At 58.1% G+C, this 17,564-nt stretch carries 13 protein-coding genes; 7 read left to right on the top strand and 6 right to left on the bottom strand.

Going from position 1 to position 17,564, the window contains the following annotated elements:
• The first annotated feature begins 18 nt into the window (after positions 1–18).
• On the top strand, positions 19–1,515 hold the full coding sequence (gene ansP / locus MOQ06_RS09990; RefSeq protein ID WP_148419769.1) for an L-asparagine permease: 1,497 nt from the start codon (positions 19–21) through the stop codon (positions 1,513–1,515).
• Positions 1,516–1,600: 85 nt separating this feature from the next.
• Here the strand turns inward: ansP and MOQ06_RS09985 are convergent, their stop codons facing one another.
• A complete protein-coding gene (locus MOQ06_RS09985; protein ID WP_242172644.1) occupies positions 1,601–2,662 on the bottom strand; it encodes a YncE family protein in 1,062 nt (353 codons plus the stop codon).
• A 246-nt stretch (positions 2,663–2,908) separates the two neighbouring features.
• On the opposite strand from MOQ06_RS09985, the gene pqqU reads away from it, so the two are divergent.
• A complete protein-coding gene (gene pqqU / locus MOQ06_RS09980) occupies positions 2,909–5,026 on the top strand; it encodes a TonB-dependent receptor PqqU (protein WP_242172642.1) in 2,118 nt (705 codons plus the stop codon).
• A 130-nt stretch (positions 5,027–5,156) separates the two neighbouring features.
• Here the strand turns inward: pqqU and MOQ06_RS09975 are convergent, their stop codons facing one another.
• The 3 genes from MOQ06_RS09975 to MOQ06_RS09965 all read right to left on the bottom strand — a co-directional run bounded on the left by MOQ06_RS09975 (position 5,157) and on the right by MOQ06_RS09965 (position 7,761).
• On the bottom strand, positions 5,157–5,825 hold the full coding sequence (locus MOQ06_RS09975) for a GntR family transcriptional regulator (RefSeq protein WP_242172640.1): 669 nt from the start codon (positions 5,823–5,825) through the stop codon (positions 5,157–5,159).
• Between the two features lie 259 nt (positions 5,826–6,084).
• Entirely contained in the window at positions 6,085–7,119 is a 1,035-nt protein-coding gene (locus tag MOQ06_RS09970; protein WP_242172638.1) for an NADP-dependent oxidoreductase, read from the bottom strand.
• Positions 7,120–7,185: 66 nt separating this feature from the next.
• A complete protein-coding gene (locus tag MOQ06_RS09965) occupies positions 7,186–7,761 on the bottom strand; it encodes a helix-turn-helix domain-containing protein (protein ID WP_148419764.1) in 576 nt (191 codons plus the stop codon).
• A gap of 150 nt (positions 7,762–7,911) precedes the next feature.
• Here MOQ06_RS09965 and MOQ06_RS09960 point away from each other — a divergent pair, with 150 nt between their 5' ends.
• Positions 7,912–8,430 carry a GNAT family N-acetyltransferase gene (locus tag MOQ06_RS09960; protein WP_148419763.1) on the top strand — a complete coding sequence of 173 codons (519 nt, stop codon included), beginning with the start codon at positions 7,912–7,914 and terminating at the stop codon, positions 8,428–8,430.
• Complete coding sequence (locus MOQ06_RS09955; protein ID WP_148419762.1) at positions 8,427–8,876, top strand: DMT family transporter; 450 nt, start codon at positions 8,427–8,429, stop codon at positions 8,874–8,876. The genes MOQ06_RS09960 and MOQ06_RS09955 overlap by 4 nt, the downstream gene beginning before the upstream one ends.
• A gap of 2 nt (positions 8,877–8,878) precedes the next feature.
• Here MOQ06_RS09955 and MOQ06_RS09950 read toward each other — a convergent pair whose 3' ends face one another.
• Both MOQ06_RS09950 and MOQ06_RS09945 read right to left on the bottom strand, forming a co-directional pair.
• A complete protein-coding gene (locus MOQ06_RS09950; protein ID WP_242172636.1) occupies positions 8,879–9,112 on the bottom strand; it encodes a YdcY family protein in 234 nt (77 codons plus the stop codon).
• Positions 9,113–9,162: 50 nt separating this feature from the next.
• On the bottom strand, positions 9,163–10,761 hold the full coding sequence (locus MOQ06_RS09945) for an ABC transporter substrate-binding protein (RefSeq protein WP_242172634.1): 1,599 nt from the start codon (positions 10,759–10,761) through the stop codon (positions 9,163–9,165).
• A 282-nt stretch (positions 10,762–11,043) separates the two neighbouring features.
• Here MOQ06_RS09945 and MOQ06_RS09940 point away from each other — a divergent pair, with 282 nt between their 5' ends.
• From MOQ06_RS09940 to MOQ06_RS09930, 3 genes are read left to right on the top strand one after another with little or no spacing between them, the layout of a single operon-like run.
• On the top strand, positions 11,044–12,375 hold the full coding sequence (locus MOQ06_RS09940; RefSeq protein ID WP_242172632.1) for an SrfA family protein: 1,332 nt from the start codon (positions 11,044–11,046) through the stop codon (positions 12,373–12,375).
• Positions 12,376–12,379: 4 nt separating this feature from the next.
• Positions 12,380–15,361 carry a virulence factor SrfB gene (locus tag MOQ06_RS09935; RefSeq protein WP_242172630.1) on the top strand — a complete coding sequence of 994 codons (2,982 nt, stop codon included), beginning with the start codon at positions 12,380–12,382 and terminating at the stop codon, positions 15,359–15,361.
• A complete protein-coding gene (locus MOQ06_RS09930) occupies positions 15,358–17,532 on the top strand; it encodes a virulence factor SrfC family protein (protein ID WP_176610239.1) in 2,175 nt (724 codons plus the stop codon). Before MOQ06_RS09935 ends, MOQ06_RS09930 begins: the two co-directional genes overlap by 4 nt.
• Positions 17,533–17,564 lie beyond the last annotated feature (32 nt).

The following is a 17,564-nucleotide window of genomic DNA, read 5'->3' as shown; positions in this document are numbered from 1 at the left end:
AGGCAAACAGGTAACTCAATGAAAACAAGCAATAAAAGCGCAGCCGATCATCATGCTGCGAAACGTCGCTGGTTGAACTCTCACGAAGAGGGCTATCACAAGGCGATGGGCAACCGTCAGGTGCAGATGATCGCCATCGGCGGCGCTATCGGTACTGGTCTGTTTTTAGGTGCAGGCGCGCGTCTGCAGATGGCTGGCCCCGCCCTCGCGCTGGTCTATCTGGTGTGCGGGATCTTCTCTTTCTTCATCCTTCGTGCCCTGGGCGAGCTGGTTCTCCATCGTCCCTCCAGCGGCAGCTTTGTCTCTTACGCCCGTGAATTTCTCGGTGAAAAAGCCGCTTACGTCGCCGGCTGGATGTACTTCGTTAACTGGGCAATGACCGGTATCGTTGATATCACCGCCGTCGCGCTGTACATGCACTACTGGGGCGCGTTTGGCGATGTGCCACAGTGGGTGTTCGCCCTTGGCGCGCTGGCGATCGTCGGCACCATGAACATGATCGGCGTGAAATGGTTCGCCGAGATGGAGTTCTGGTTCGCGCTGGTAAAAGTGCTGGCCATTGTCATCTTTCTGGTCGTCGGTACCGTCTTCCTCGGCAGCGGTAAACCGCTGGACGGCAATGCGACGGGCTTCCATCTGATTACCGATAACGGCGGCTTCTTCCCGCACGGCCTGCTGCCAGCGCTGGTGCTGGTTCAGGGGGTGGTGTTTGCCTTTGCCTCCATCGAACTGGTGGGTACGGCGGCGGGTGAATGTAAAGATCCGCAGACCATGGTGCCTAAAGCCATTAACAGCGTGATCTGGCGTATCGGCCTGTTCTACGTGGGCTCCGTAGTGCTCCTGGTGCTGCTGCTGCCGTGGAACGCCTATCAGGCGGGTCAAAGCCCGTTTGTCACCTTCTTCTCTAAGCTGGGCGTGCCTTACGTGGGCAGCATCATGAACATCGTGGTATTGACCGCCGCGCTCTCCAGCCTGAACTCTGGCCTGTACTCGACGGGCCGTATTCTGCGCTCCATGTCCATGGGCGGCTCGGCACCGAAGTTTATGTCGAAGATGAGCAAGCAGCAGGTACCATACGCGGGTATTCTGGCCACGCTGGTGGTGTACGTCTTCGGGGTATTCCTGAACTATCTGGTGCCGTCTCAGGTGTTTGAGATTGTACTGAACGTAGCCGCGCTGGGTATCATCGCCTCCTGGGCCTTCATCGTGGTGTGCCAGATGCGTCTGCGCAAAGCGATCAAAGAAGGTAAGGCGGCTGACGTCAGCTTTAAGCTGCCGGGCGCGCCGGTGACCTCATGGCTCACCCTGCTGTTCCTGCTGAGCGTGCTGGTGCTGATGGCGTTCGACTACCCGAACGGTACCTACACCATCGCGACTATTCCGCTGCTGGCGGTGTTGCTGATTGCCGGCTGGTTTGGCGTACGTAAACGCGTGTATGAAATTCACAGCACCGCGCCGGTTCATCCTGACGATGAAAAAAAGGACGCTCCGCTGGTTGAAGAGACGTCGCGCTAATACGGCGTCAAAAAAAGGGAAGGCATTAAGCCTTCCCTTTTTATTTTGTATCGTAAGACGGCAGCTTGCCGCTCACGCTACGACATTACAGCGCGATACGAATGACGTCGTCAGGCTGGGTCGCTTCCTGCTGACGGGTAGATTTCTGCTTCACCGTCACGTACAGCGTTTTGCCATCGGCTGACAGCGCCAGGCTGTTCGGGTAAACCGGCGTATCGTAGGTTTTGGTCACTTTGTAGGTTTTGGCGTCAATCACGCTCACCTTACCCGCCTCGCGGTGCGTCACGTAGGCTTCATTGCGTGCCGGGTTAAACAGCACCGCCAATGATTCCGGCGCAGAAACTTTCCCGATTACGCTGCCGTCTTTCAGGCTCACCACCAGCACCTCTGGCTGTTTAGAATCCGTCAGGAACGCGCGCTGACCGGCAGTGTCCAGGCTCAGGTTCAGGTAGAAGTGCTCTTTCCCGTCGTCCTGCACCTTCTTACGGCTGAGGATTTTGTTGGTTGCGGTATCAATGGTTACCAGCTCGCCGTCCGCATTGGTGGTGTACAGGTGTTTTGCCTGCGCATCCAGCGCCAGGCCGGTGCTGAACGTGCCGGTGTTCGTGATGGTGTCTTTCAGCTTCAGCGTTGCGCCGTCAACCACCCAAATCACGCTCTCTTTGCCGATGCCGGTAATGTAGACGGTATTGGTGGCGTCATCGGCCACCAGCTGGCGCGGCTGGAGGGGCTTCACCGTGTCGCTACGCTTGCGATCGTCCAGCACCAGGCGCCCTTTCACCTCGCCCGTTTTGGCGTCAATGGCCGTTACCGCGCTGTTGACGGTGTTTCCAAACCACAGCGTCTGGGTGGCATTATCGATCGTTGCGCCAAACGGCTTGAGATCGTTATGAATCGCCTGCGTCACGTCCAGCGTGACCGGATCCAGGCGATATACCACGCCGCCTTTATCGGTTTTGCGGCTTTGAGTCGTCGCAACCCACAGCGCGTTTTCCTGCTGGCTGACGGCCATTTCATACGCGCCCTTGCCTACCGCTTTGCGCAGCATCTCTTCAGCAGCATGAGCCTGGAACGTACCGGCAATCAGTAAAGAACCCAACAGCAGAGACCCACGCAGGCGCGGCGAGCACAGATGACGTAAAGACATAACAATTCCTTTTTAAATGAGGAGATTTACCGCTGACATCGCTTCCGGCGGGCAAAGTCATCGCTTTGCCGTTATTTTAATGAGAATAGTAATCATTAATGAGTTGAATGTGGAGTTTTTCTTTCCTTCCGACCCTTACATTCACGAAATGTGCGGTTATAGTTTTCATAACATTTACAAAGGATTTAACATATATACACAGGTTCCAGTTGATTTGGTTCGAATCTTTTCTTAATCGGTTACTTCATGAAAATCATTTCTGCCCGCAGGGCATCGCTACCGCTGCTGTTCGTTCCCGTCGTATTTGGCCCGCTGAGCGCGATGGCCGCAGAAGAACAAACCCTGATCGTCAGCGCTACGCCGCAGGCCGTCTCCGAGCTGGATACGCCAGCCGCGGTCAGCGTAGTAAGGGGCGAGGATCTGCGCCATGCCGCCCCGCGCATCAATCTCTCTGAATCTCTCGGCAGCGTGCCTGGCCTGCAAATCCAGAACCGCCAGAACTATGCGCAGGATCTGCAGCTGTCGGTGCGCGGCTTTGGCGCGCGCTCGACCTTTGGCGTACGCGGGATCCGCATGTACGTGGACGGCATTCCGGCGACCATGCCCGACGGCCAGGGGCAGACGTCAAACATCGATCTCAGCAGCGTAGAGAGCATCGACGTGCTGCGTGGTCCCTTCTCCGCCCTGTACGGCAATGCCTCCGGCGGCGTCATTAACATCAATACCCAGACCGGCCAACAGCCGCCCGTCGTCGAAGCCAGCAGCTATTACGGCAGCTACGGCACCTGGCGTTACGGCATGAAGGCCACCGGGGCGGTCGGCGACGGTACGCAGGCGGGAGATGTTGACTATGCGGTATCCACCACCCGCTTCACCACCCATGGCTATCGCGACCACAGCGGCGCGAGAAAAAACCTCGCCAACGCGAAGTTAGGCGTTCGCATTGATGATGCCAGCAAGCTGACGCTGAGTTTTAACAGCGTGGACATGAAGGCCAACGATCCGGGCGGGCTGAGCTATCAGGAGTGGCAGAACAACCCGCGCCAGTCCCCGCGCGGGGATCAGTTCAACACGCGTAAAACCATTAAGCAGACCCAGGCCGGGATCCGCTACGACCGTCAGCTGAGTGCGCAGGACGACCTCAGCGTGATGATGTACGCCGGCGAGCGTGAAATGACCCAGTACCAGTCTATTCCGGCGTCCACTCAGCGTGACAATCCGGCCCACTCAGGGGGCGTCATTGACATGCAGCGCCACTATCAGGGCATCGATACGCGCTGGACCCACCGCGGCGAGCTGCTGGTGCCGGTGACGTTCACCACCGGCCTGAACTACGAAAACATGAGTGAAAATCGCCGCGGGTATGAAAACTTTGTAATGAACAACGGCGCGCCGGACTACGGCGTCAAGGGCGACAAGCGCCGTGACGAGCGTAACCTGATGTGGAACTTCGATCCTTACCTGCAAACCCAGTGGCAGCTTACGCAAAAGCTGTCCGTGGAGGCAGGCGTGCGTTACAGCTCCGTCTGGTTCGATTCTAACGATCGCTACATTACCCCGCAGAATGGCGATGACAGCGGCGATGCCAGCTACCACAAATGGCTTCCGGCGGGTGCGGTGAAATACGCCGTGACCGATGCATGGAATCTGTACGCTGCGGCGGGACGCGGGTTCGAGACCCCGACGATCAATGAACTTTCCTACCGCCCTGACGACAAAGGCGGGCTCAACATTAACCTGCAACCGTCCACCAACAATACGTACGAGGTTGGCAGTAAAACCCGCATCGGCAACGGTATTCTGACGGCGGCGCTGTTCCGCACGGATACCGATAACGAGATTGTGGTGGACACCAACAATGAACGCCGTACCAGCTATAAAAACGCCGGTAAAACGCGCCGTCAGGGCGTGGAGATCGCGCTCGACCAGCAGTTTGCAGAGAACTGGAAGCTAAAGATGGCGTGGACCTACCTTGACGCGACCTACCGTACCAACGTCTGTAACAATGCAGACTGTAGCGGCAACCGGATGCCGGGCATTGCCCGAAATATGGGATACGCGTCGCTTGGCTGGGAGCCGGAGGAAGGCTGGTATGCCGGCGCGGATGCACGCTACATGAGCGATGTGATGGCGAACGATGCCAATACCGCAAAAGCGCCCTCCTATACCGTGGTCGGCCTGAACACCGGCTATAAGCTTAACTATGGCAAATGGGGAATGGATATCTTTGGCCGCGTCGATAACCTGTTCGATAAAACGTACTCGGGGTCCGAAATCGTTAATGCCAGCCGCGACCGCTATTACGAGCCCGCGCCAGGCCGTAATTACGGCGTAGGGCTGTCAGTTTCTTATCGCTTTGAGTAAAACTTTATCCGGCAACGGGCGTTGCCGGTAATAAACGCGCTGAATAACGCTATTCCCGGTTGCCTGATGCGCCGGGAATTTATTTGTCATATTACTGCTCGAATAAAGAAATAAGTGCGCGCGGGGATCCTTAACTAAAGTATTGCCGTTGCAGCAGGACGTTGGCTTCATCAATTGCCCGGTCAATGGCTTCCCGGCTGGCCTCCACGTCCCTGTTCTCAAGCGCCAAAAGCAGATCGGCGTAATGATAGGTCTCAGCCGGCATCTCCTTCATCTCTCCATGCAGATAGTTTATGCACGGGCCAATCCGCACCCAGAGCTGCTCGATCAGCGAATTTAAGGTCGGCATCTCGGCATACTGATAGAGCGTAAAGCGGAAGATGCGGTTAGCATGCAGCGCCTTCTGGACGTTACCCTGATGCATCGCGGTGCTGAAGTTATCCGAGAGCGCGCGCAGCGTGTCAAGCTTAGCCTCGGTCATATTCTGGCACGCCGCCGCAACCGCCATCGGTTCAAGCTGTTTTCGAATGGCATTAATTTCGTTATAGCGTTCCAGCGTGACTTCCGGCACCAGAAAAGCCTGCGCCGGCGTGGCCTGCAACGCTCCTGCAGAAACCAGTCGCAGCAGCGCTTCACGTACCGGTGTGATGCTGGTACCTAATTTATCCGCAATCTCTTTGGTGATCAGCCGAGCCCCGGGCTTTAAAGACCCCGTGATTAACGCTCCTTTTAAACTGATCTCAACTTGCATAGTCAGACTGATTCTTTGTGCTTTTTCTAAATGATCCAAATCAAGCATGTTTAATTCCCGTAGCCAAAACAAAATGCCATTCTCAGTGCCTGTTTAAAAAAACAGCACCGGTTCGATATATCCTGTATCGTCATGCCTGGTATTAGGGGCGCGCGTTAAAATATAAATAGGACAATTAAAATTGCGTTTATCACTTCTGGCTCAGCTGGGCCGATGGCGCGCAAAGCTTATGGGTTAATTAAAGACAATATATCGTATCTTCACAAATAATTATGGCGGGCCACGCCCGCCATAACCGACGTACCGTTTAGTCTGCCGCTACGCGTATCACGACCTTGCCGAAGTTTTTCCCTTCAAGCAGGCCAATCAGCGCGTCCGGAGCCGCTTCCAGCCCTTCGATGACCTGTTCGCGATAGTGAATTTTGCCTTCCTTCACCCAGCGCCCCATCTCCTGCTGGAACTCGTCAATACGATGCCCGTAGTCCTGCGCGATGATAAAGCCCTGCATGCGGATGCGTTTTTTCAGAATGGTGCCCATCAACAGCGGCAGCCGATCCGGGCCATCCGGCAGGTTGGTTGCATTGTAGCCGCTCACCAGACCGCATACCGGCACGCGTGCGGAGGTATTCAGCAGCGGCAGCACGGCGTCAAAAACCTTGCCGCCGACGTTTTCATAATAGACGTCAATGCCCTGCGGGCAGGCGCTTGCCAGCTGTTCAGCAAAATCATCCGCATGGTGATCGATACAGGCGTCGAAACCCAGTACCTCGACCGCATGACGGCATTTCTCTTCACCACCGGCCACGCCAACGACCCGGCAGCCTTTGATTTTACCGATTTGCCCGACCGTTGCGCCGACCGGCCCGGTAGCGGCGGCCACCACCAGCGTTTCCCCCTCCCGTGGCTGGCCGATATCGAGCAGCCCCATGTAGGCGGTAAAGCCAGGCATACCCAGAACGCCCAGCGCCCAGGACGGATGCGACGGGCTATCGCCCAGCTTCACCAGCCCTTGTCCGTCGGACAGCGCATACTCCTGCCAGCCGCAGTAGCCCAGTACCCATTCACCCTCTTTATAGTCAGGATGACGGGACGTCTCAACGCGGCTTACCGTACCGCCTACCATCACCGCGCCAATCTCAACCGGTGGAGAGTAGGACGGCGCGTCGCTCATACGCCCCCGCATGTACGGATCCAGCGAAAGCCATACCGTGCGTAACAATACCTGCCCGTCTGCGGGCGTCGGGATCGGCTGTTCTTCCAGGCGAAAATTATCGGCGACCGGTGCGCCGTGCGGGCGGGAAGCCAGAACCCAGCGTCGGCTTTGCGTGGTAGATTGACTCATTAATCGCTCCTTACTGCTGAAAATGTCATTCAAGCCTGGCACTTTATCCTGCGGATCGCCTTACCATTATGAGGCAGACTGATTCAGCCGTACGACCAGGTAAAGGCACGGCCGATCCGTTTCGTTGATAAAGCGGCAGTCATTCGGTGGCCCCAGCTCCAGGCAATCTCCGGCCTTCATTTCATGGCGGGTATCCCCTTCCTGAAACACCAGCTCGCCGGACTGTAGCCAGATAAGCTGGCGCGCCAGGGCATAAGAGGAGGCGGGCATTGGCACATCGCTGCCCGCGGGCAGCTCCACCTGAACGAGATCGATGGGCAGGTCGGTGCGCGGCGATACGTGCCGGCGCAGATAGTGCGTTTGCGGATCGCGCCAGACGGGCTGGTTAGCCAGGCGCAGCAGTTTCCCCTCCTGCATTTCCGCACGCGCAATCAGCGTCGACATGCTGATACCAAAGGCACCCGAAAAGCGCGCAAGCAGTGTTGCGGTTGGGCTGCTGTCGCCCCGTTCAATCTTGTGGATCATGGCGCGCGAAATACCTGCCCGCTCGGCCAGCTCGCTCAAAGACCAGCCTCGCGATTCACGCTCAATGCGAAGCCGGGCGCTAATCCGTTGATTCATAGTGTCTGTCATCGTGTTCATGACGTCATACTATAGTGTATGAATGGTTTTCCGGTGCAGTTTTAATGACAAAAAAATAGGGACTTAGCCATGGCGATGCAACCCGGTAAATGTGTAATATTGTAATTAATGCATACTACTATAGTGAACACCACAGCCAGAGGACCCGTCATGATCGTTCGTCATGCCCTAAAAGAAGATTGCGCCGCTATCGGAGAGATTTACAACCATGCGGTGCTGCATACTGCCGCCATCTGGAACGATACGACCGTTGATACCGATAACCGTATCGCCTGGTTCGAAGCGCGCAAGCTGATGGGCTATCCGGTGCTGGTCAGTGAAGAAGACGGCGTGGTAACGGGTTATGCCTCTTTCGGCGACTGGCGGGCGTTCGACGGTTTTCGCCATACGGTTGAGCACTCGGTGTACGTTCACCCCGACCATCAGGGCAAAGGCATTGGGCGGCTGCTGATGAAGGCCCTGATCGACGAAGCCCGTCAGATCGGCAAGCATGTGATGGTGGCCGGTATTGAGGCGCAAAATCAGGCGTCGATTCATCTGCATGAAACCCTGGGCTTCGTCACCACCGGAAGGATGCCGCAGGTAGGCACCAAATTTGGCCGCTGGCTGGATTTAACCTTTATGCAGCTTCAGCTCGACGAGCGCAGCGATCCGGATGTGCTCCCATGAACCAGTCGCTGACCCTGGCGTTCCTGGTGGCTGCCGGCATCGGGCTGGTCGTGCAAAACACCTTAATGGTGCGCATTACGCAGTCCTCCTCCACCATTCTTATCGCCATGCTGCTTAACTCGCTGGTGGGGATTGTGCTGTTTGTCAGCATTCTGCTGATTAAGAATGGCATGGCGGGGTTTAGCGAACTGGCGTCGACGGTGCGCTGGTGGACGCTGATCCCCGGCCTGCTCGGGTCATTCTTTGTCTTTGCCAGCATTAGCGGCTACCAGAACGTGGGCGCGGCGACGACAATCGCCGTGCTGGTGGCAAGCCAGCTGATAGGCGGCCTGGTGCTGGACGTCCTCAGAAGCAGCGGCGTACCGCTGCGGGCGCTGGTTGGCCCGGCGTGCGGCGCGGTGATGCTGGTGGTCGGCGCCTGGCTGGTGGCGCGGCGCCAGTTTTAACCCTACAGGATACTACCGCCCTGCGTGAGGTGGGCTAGGCGCGCTTCCGCCTCTTCTTTATGCTGCCTGCCATGATGCGCAATTGCGGTGCGCAGGCGCTGCTGCTGGGTATAGCGTTCTTCACGGCTAAGCGCGGTATCGTCGCTGAGTTCAATCAGCAGTTCATTCATGTGCGCGATAACGCTCTCTTCGATGGCAGCATCAACGCGGGCCATCACGTCGCTTAAATGTGACATTGTCACTCCTCCGTTAATGCCCGGCAAGGGTAGCGCCACCGGGCAAGACCTCAGTTTATCTTCGCCTTTGAGAAATCACTGCCCATCAGGCTCACGCTGTAGCCCGTGACGTTGCTGCGGGTCGCGTAGAAGGTTTTGCCGTTAGCTAACGCGATCCACGGCGCCTGCTGGTAGAAAATTTCCTGGGCCTGACCGTACAGCTTCGCGCGCTCGTCCGCGGAGCTCGTCAGTTTGGCCTTTTGCACCAGATCATCATACCCCTTATCACACCAGCGTGCGGCGTTGGATCCGGTTTTTATGCTGTTGCAGCCCAGCAGCACGTCGGCGAAGTTGTCCGGGTCGCCGTTGTCAGACATCCAGCCGAACAGCGCGGAGTCATGCTCGCCTTTACGCATGCCGGAGAGGTATTCCCCCCACTCGTATGACACAATTTTTGCCTTCACCCCCACCTTCGCCCAGTCGGCCTGGATCATCTCCGCAATGCGTCGGGAATTTGGGTTATACGGGCGCTGAACCGGCATGGACCACAGGGTCACTTCTGCGCCCTTTTCAAGCCCAGCCTGCTTCAGCAGCGCTTTTGCTTTCTCGGGATCGTAGCCGTAATCCTGAAGGTCTTTATTGAAGCCGAGCATGTTCGGCGGGATCGGTGATTTGGCTACCGTGCCAGACCCCATAAAGACCGCATTGACGATGGCTTTTTTATCGGTCGCGTAGTTCAGCGCCTGGCGCACCAGCACGTTATCAAACGGCTTTTTCCCGGTATTAAACGCCAGGTAACCCACATTCAGCGCCTCCACCGAGTGCAGCGCCAGGTCTTTATTTTTCTTAATCACATCAAACTGCACCGGCGACGGCGCGGGGATAATCTGACATTCGTTAGTCTGCAGCTTCGCCAGGCGCGTTTCGACGTTAGGGGTAATGGAGAAGATAAGGTGTTTGGTCGGCACCTCACCGTCCCAGTAGTTCGGGTTGGCAACGTAGCGGATCAGCGAGTCCACCTTGTATTGCTGAAGCACGTACGGCCCGGTGCCGATTGGCCAGGTGTCTACGTTTTCAGGCGTGCCCTTTTTCAGCATGGCGTCCGCGTATTCGGCGGAGAGGATCGAGGCGAAGTCCATCCCCCAGTCGGCCAGGAAAGCCGCATTGGGTTCGCTCAGCGTGAACTGGACGTGATAATCATCGAGCTTTTTCACCTCCTGAATCAGCTTGTCGAGGCCCACGTCGTTAAAGTATTCGTAATTGCCCTGCGAAACATTGTGATACGGATGCTTAGGGTCTTTCTGACGCATAATGGAGAAAATAACGTCATCAGCGTTAAAATCACGCGTAGGCTTAAAGTACTTATTGCTGTTGAACTTCACCCCTTTACGCAGCGTAAAGGTATAGGTTTTGCCGTCAGGTGAAATAGTCCATGATTCTGCCAGCGAGGGAACCGGCGTATTTTTCACCGGATCGAAGTTTATCAGGCGGTTATACAGCGTTTGCGAGCTGGCGACAAACGACGGGCCAGAGCTGGCGATCTGCGGGTTAAACGACTCTGGCGACGCCTCGGAGCAGTAGATAATGGTGTCATTATTTGCAGCCCATGCGGCGCTTGCCGGCAGCAGCGCGCTCAGCGCCAGCGCGAGCAATGTTTTCCCTGTAGACATAGTTATTACCCTTTCGGTTTTATTATAGTGAACCGTAATAACAGCACAGCCGTTTTAACCTGACAAATAACGAATCACTATCAGGTTATTCTAAAGGCGAACATTTCGCCGGTTTTAGCACCAGCATGACGAAAGCGATTTGCCTTAAGGTTCGTTATTCGTCAAGCACAACCGCCACGATCAATGCCGCAAGAAATCGTCCCTTTTGCCGTCTCCTCAGCCGTTTGTTTGCTTTCCCGTTTAGCTAAAGTAACGGCGTGAAGAAGTCTACAGGACCAAATCGTGGCAAAAACACTTTTACGCAGCGGTAATCTGGATGATTTTCAGGCCGTTGGCGGCGGCGGACAAGCCGTTTTTGAATCAGCGCTGCAAATCCGCGAAGCGCTCCGGTTACGCAAACAGCAGGCCATCGTTGACTGCCTGGCTATCCCGCAGGTCAATGACGGCGGCGACCGCGTTGACTGGTACTCGCCGATAGAGGGAACCGTTTCAGGCTGGAAGGCCGCGAACGAAGATGACCGCTATCGCGCCCTGCGCTACCTTGAAAATACGCTCGCCAGCGTGGAATCGCTGAGTAAAAAATGCCTCCAGTCGCCTAAAACCGCCCAGCAGCTGTTTGGCTCTCTGCTTTCAAAAGCCTTCCAGTTCCCCGGTGAAAACTTCGTGTTTCTGGTGAACGGCAGGCCGGTAATCTGCTTCTGGGGCTTTGTGAACCTCAACGAGAGCGCGCGGGACGACGTGCTCGACTGCCTGCGAGAATCGCTTATCCCTGAACCTGCACCGGTGTTAATCGAGGAGCCGGAGCCGGAACCCGAGCCTGCGCCGGTAGTCACCTTTGAGCAGGCCGATGCGCCGCTTATCGCGCAAGCCACCGCTGTACGTATCACGGAAGATGATCTGTATACGCCAGAGCCTGCCCGCGTGAACGTTGAGCCAACAGAGCCAGCCCCTGCTCTCGCGCAAAAAAAACGTCGCTCCCCCCTCTGGCTGCTGCCGGTTGCTGCCGTCGCTATCGCGGCCATCGCCGCCCCGCAGCTCTGGCCGAAACAGGCCCCGACCGCAGCGCCGGCCGCCACGCCCGCGCCAGCCCCGGTCGCCATTGCGCCAGCGCCCGTGAAAACGGTGAAGCCGCTTGAGCTGACGCTCCCGCTGCACCAGGCCGAGGTGGTGGAGCCGAAGATTAAAACCCCGGCTCCCGCTGCGGAGCCGGTGGTGATTACCGCTATCCCGAAAGATGCCATGGTAATGGAGGCAAACCAGGTCAAGGCTGGGTTAACGCGCTTCCTGAACGGCACCTGGCGCGCGTTCCTGGATGTGCAGGATCCGCTCACCGGTAAGCCGCCGTCGCTGCGCTACCAGATCCAGAACAACAAAGGGTTCGCCCGGGTGGTGCATGGCGACAACATCGTGTGCCGCGTAGAGGTCTTCTCCGGTTTACACAGCAACGGCGAGCTGCTGATCAAAACGCGCGGTAACGCACGCTGCACCGACGGCTCGCGTTATCCGATGCCGGAAGTGGCCTGCAAGGCGGGGACCAGCGACGTGGCGGAATGCACGGCACGTTATGACGCCAACACCGTCGTTCCTTTGACGTTTAAGAAAGCAGGTGCCTGATCCTATGCTGGTTAATCTTTGCGACTACAAACAGAGCGTTACGCTTATCGCTAACAGCGGCGTGCAGTTTCTTGATTTTGGCCTGACCCCGCAGGACACCGCCAGCAACGGGCGGTTCGTGCGTAAAACGGCAAATGGCCCGCTGCTGCGCCTGAATTTTGATCTGGTAAATGGCCGTTACACCCTGCCCGCCGCCGATGGCGGACAGCCCGAAGTGGTTAAGCCTGAAAGCACGATTTCGCTGCATGATTCCCTGACCGTGCTGGACGGCATCTGGCTGCCGCTCCCTTTCCTGCGCTTTAACCCGCCGAGAACGTTTGTAGATGGCCCGGATAACTGGGCCCGCGTGCAGGTGCGCAAACTGTCCGCGCCCGACGCCGCAGGCAATACGCACCGCGTCACCGTCGCGCTCGACAGCCAGATCGCGGAACATGCAACCTCCGCCCTGTCGCCGGTTGAAAACGATATCCTGAACGGCACGCGTTTCGCCCTCGCCTGGCGCGATAGTGAAGTTGAGAGTTTCCTGGACCAGACCTGGATTGACGGCTGGCTGCGTGAAGCCTTCACACAGTATGCTGACGGGGTTGAAAAACGCGCCGAGCGCGAGCTGCATCAGGCCATGCGCAGCTTCGAGTATCAGGCGCACTGGCTCAACCTGCTCTCCATGCTCGGTGAACAGCTCACCGTGCCGGAGGTGAAGTTTGTCACGCACACCCTGAGCACCCCGGCCATTCCTGTCGATCTGATCCTCGACGTGGGGAACACCCATACCTGCGGCGTGATTATTGAAGATCACGGAGACGCTAACGACGGCCTGCGTCAGACGGCTGAACTCCAGGTACGTTCCCTGAGCGAGCCGCAGTTCCTGAACGAGCCGCTGTTTACCAGCCGCCTCGAATTTTCGGAGGCGCGTTTTGGCAAGCAGCACTTCTCCGTGGAAAGCGGCCGGGAGGATGCGTTCGTCTGGCCGTCGATTGTCCGCGTGGGTGATGAGGCGCGTAAGCTGGCAATGCAGCGTCTGGGCACCGAAGGCAACAGCGGAATTTCCAGCCCGCGTCGTTATCTGTGGGATGAGACCCCGGTGGTGCAGGACTGGCGCTTCAGCCAGATGAACGGCAAAACCCAGCGCGAACCGCTGGCCACCGCGTTCCCGCTGATGAACCTGATGAACGATGACGGGGAACCGCTTTTTACCCTGCCGCCGGATGAGCGCCTGCCGGTCTTCTCGCCGCAGTACAGCCGCAGCACCCTGATGACGCACATGCTCTGCGAGCTGCTGGCTCAGGCGCTGGGGCAGATTAACAGCGTGGCTACGCGTTTGCGGCTCGGTTTTCCGGCGTCACCCCGCCAGCTGCGCACGCTGATCCTGACCCTGCCTTCGGCGATGCCGAAACAGGAGCGCGAGATCTTCCGCCGCCGCATGTTCGAAGCCATCGCCATCGTCTGGAAAGCGATGGGCTGGCATCCGCAGGATGAAGATTTTGCCAGCCGCAGGCAGCAGGAAAAAAGCGTGGTTCCGGTACCTGAGATCCAGATGGAGTGGGACGAGGCCAGCTGCGGCCAGCTGGTGTGGCTGTATAACGAAGCCATTTCCCGCTTCGGCGGCCAGACCGAGGCGTTTTTTGCCTCCCTCGCCCGTCCGGACCGCGCGCCAGAGCCGGGGGTCCAGCCGGGACGCGCGCTGCGCGTAGCCTCGATTGATATCGGCGGCGGCACGACGGATATGGCCATCACGCACTATCAGCTGGACGATGGCTCCGGGAATAACGTCAAAATTACCCCGCAGCTGTTGTTCCGCGAAGGATTCAAGGTTGCCGGTGACGATACCCTGCTCGACGTAATCCAGCGCTACGTGCTGCCCGCCTTGCAAACCCAGCTTCAGAAATCCGGCTTAGCCGACGCCTCTCTGCTGATGGCATCCCTGTTCGGTGACTCCGGTCGGATCGATACTCAGGCGGTACTGCGTCAGCAAACCGCGCTTCAGCTCTTTATGCCGATCGGTCACGCGATCCTTGCGGCGTGGGAAACGAGCGACGTTGACGATCCGCTGGCCGGGCTGCACGCCACCTTTGGCGATCTGCTTACGCAAAAACCAACGCGTAACGTGATGAATTATTTCCAGCAGGCCATCGACCACGCGTTGCCGGCTGGCTCGGAAGCATTCGACCTGTTCAGCGTGCCGCTGCACGTCAACTTCCGTGAGATGCAGGACGCCATGCTGGCGGGCCAGTTCACGCTTGCCGCCCCGCTTCATGCGGTATGTGAGGCCATCTCGCATTACGGTTGCGATATTTTGCTGATCACCGGTCGCCCGGGCTGCCTGCCGGGCGTTCAGGCACTGATTCGCCATCTGCAGCCGGTGCCGGTCAACCGCATCGTCTGGCTGGATAAGTATCAGGTTCATGAATGGTATCCGTTCAGCCAGCAGGGACGGATCGGCAACCCGAAATCGACTGCCGCCGTCGGCGCGATGCTCTGTAGCCTTGCGCTGGATCTGCGCCTGCCGCGCTTTAACTTTAAGGCGGCGGATATCGGCGCGTACTCCACGGTACGCTATCTGGGGGTGCTGGATAACACCGTTAATACCCTGCGGGAAGAGAATGTCTGGTATCACGATATCGACCTCGATAAGCCCGGCGCGAAACTGGATGCCCGCCTGCACTTCCCGCTGCGCGGCAACGTCACGCTCGGCTTCCGGCAGCTGGCAAACGCCCGCTGGCCCGCGACGCCGCTCTATACCCTGAGCATTAACTCGGCCGAGCTGGCGAAAACCATTGCGGGTGACGGCGTGCTGAACGTGCGCCTGAAGCTGCGGGGCGGTAACAGGCAGGAAGGTCCGGAATCCTTCGAGCTGAGCGAAGCCTGGCTACAGGACGGTACGCCGGTGCCGCCGGATGCTCTGACCTTTAAACTGAATACTCTGGCCGATCGCCGACACAGCGGCAGCCACTACTGGATCGACAGCGGGAGCGTATACCTGAAATGACTGCGACGACTGCCACCACTCAGGCCTTAATCGGGTGGATCAACGAGACGCGACAGCACGCCCCGATGCTGGATAACGAAGCCGATGCCCTGCTTGCGCGTCTCAACGCAGCGCGCGCGCGTGAGGAGGCGCTCGATCGCGCGCTTATCAGCCAGAGCACCGTGGGCTTATACGGTCACTCTCAGGCGGCGAAAGCGCACCTGCTCGCGTCCCTGTGCGGCAACGGCAACGAACGGCTGAACGTTATGCCGGGTCAACGCACGTTTGACTACTTCTCGCATATCAATCCCGGAAACGCGCCGACCAATATGGCCGTTCGTTTCAGCAGAACGGCCAGTGAGATCGTCGATGATGCGTTTCCGCTGCGGATCGCACTGGTGACGGAAGCCGAGCTGGTACAGCTTTTCATTGCGCGAACCACCCTGCACCCGCAGATCCGCCCGGTTGAAAAATCCGTTATCGAAGCCCGCCTTGAACAGTGGCGTGCCCTGCGCCAGCCGCAGAGCGTGCCGGGAATGACGGCGCAGGACGTCGCGGCCGTCGCCCGTTTCTGGCAGAGCATGGTACCGGGTGCAAAACAGCACGTTGACGATGCCCTGTGGTATCAGTTTGCGCTGCTCGTGCCGTCGCTCGATCTCAGCACCCGCGCCAGCGTCTGGTCTCTGCTGTGGGGTGAGCAGCAGGAGCTAACCCAGCAGTGGCTTAAGCTCGCCCATGTGCTTCATCAAACCAGCCATGCCGGCACGCTTGCTGCGCCGTTGAGTCTGCTGATGGACAGCTTCGGTCTGCCGTGTGAAGGATTCCTGACCCCTGGGGCGTTAAGCGCACCGGAAGCGCAGGAAACGCTCCTTCACCCTCTGGAAAATGGCGAGATGCTCAATGCCATCAGCCTTCCTGTCGACGTGCTGGCGTTTCTCACCCGCGAACTGGTGCTGCCCGTTGAGGGTGCCGTACTGGACAGCGTGGATATTATTGATATTCCAGCCATTTCTGACGACAACACGCCGCTGATGCACCAGGCTAAATCCCTGTGGCTGCTGGAGCATTATCGCCAGCAGCTCCAGCCGGACGTGCTGGTTATCTGCAACGCGACGGCGCGCCACCAGCAGACGGCGAAGACGGCCAGGATCCTGCAAAACTGGGTAAAAGAGACGCAGCCTGGCGAGGAGTCCGCGCTGCCGGGCCTGGTGTGGGCCATTACCCCTCACGATGCGCGATTCACCACAAAGCAGAATCTTGACGAAGCCGTTCAGCAGCTGCTGGGTCAGCCGGGACTGCGCTGGGGGACGCTGCAGGCGCTGGATAACCACAGCATGCAAAGAGTGATTGAATGGCTATCGCAGGCTACCCTGCCGGCGCAGCGGCAGAAGCGACTCCACGCGCTGAAATCGCTGCTGCGACAGGAGCTGTCTGCGCTGATGCAGCCGTACCTCGCGCCGCTTACGCAGACGCCGGATCAAAGACGCTCTCAGGCCGAAAAAATGGTGCGAACGCTGCAAGGCAGCGCTGCCCGCCACGGTGAGCTGCTTGACGGTCTTCTTCCGCCGTTAAAGGCATTTGAAACGCTGCTGACGGTTCACCAGCCTCGCGAGGAGCAGGTCAACGGCCTGTTTAATGATGTTATCGACCTGTTCGCAGAAGAGACGCACGAAAGCACAGGTGCGACTCAGACCAAAGACAGGGCGCGGCTGGCGCATAGCGTCTGGGTTAACCATCTGCGTCAGTGGAGCCGCAACGACGCGGCAGCGGCCCGTCTGGGCCTGGATCCTGCGATTTTACAGCATATTGCCGATGTGCTTATCGTCACCAGCTACCGCCTGAACCTGCCGCTGCAGCTGCAACGTATTGTGGAAACGGATAAAAGCAGCGCTGCGCAGCTGCACGCCGCCACAGGCAATTTCATCGGCTGGCTGGGATACGATCTGACCGCGGTCTCTGAGCGTCCGGCAAGCCGGATCCGTAAAGGACAGCCAATTTTTGTGACCCCGGTGGTCAGCAGCGCCTCTCCACGCCTCACCCGACTGGGCGAGCAGCCCGTTCATGCGGCGACAGCCTATGTATATGACTGGCTGGTTGCGCTCTACACCCGCGCCATTGAGAACGTGGATTACCAGTGTCCTCACGACGTGCAGCCTGCTGCGCGCAGGAAATTATTAACCCTGCTGCCTTAATCATCTCAGCCCGCAGAAGTGCGGGCTAACGC

It is taken from the genome of Enterobacter sp. I4, assembly GCF_022669095.1.
In the GTDB taxonomy this organism is placed as follows: Bacteria; Pseudomonadota; Gammaproteobacteria; order Enterobacterales; family Enterobacteriaceae; genus Enterobacter; species Enterobacter pasteurii.
Note: the sequence above shows the minus strand (reverse complement) of the source record. Positions and strands in the feature narration are given on the sequence as shown.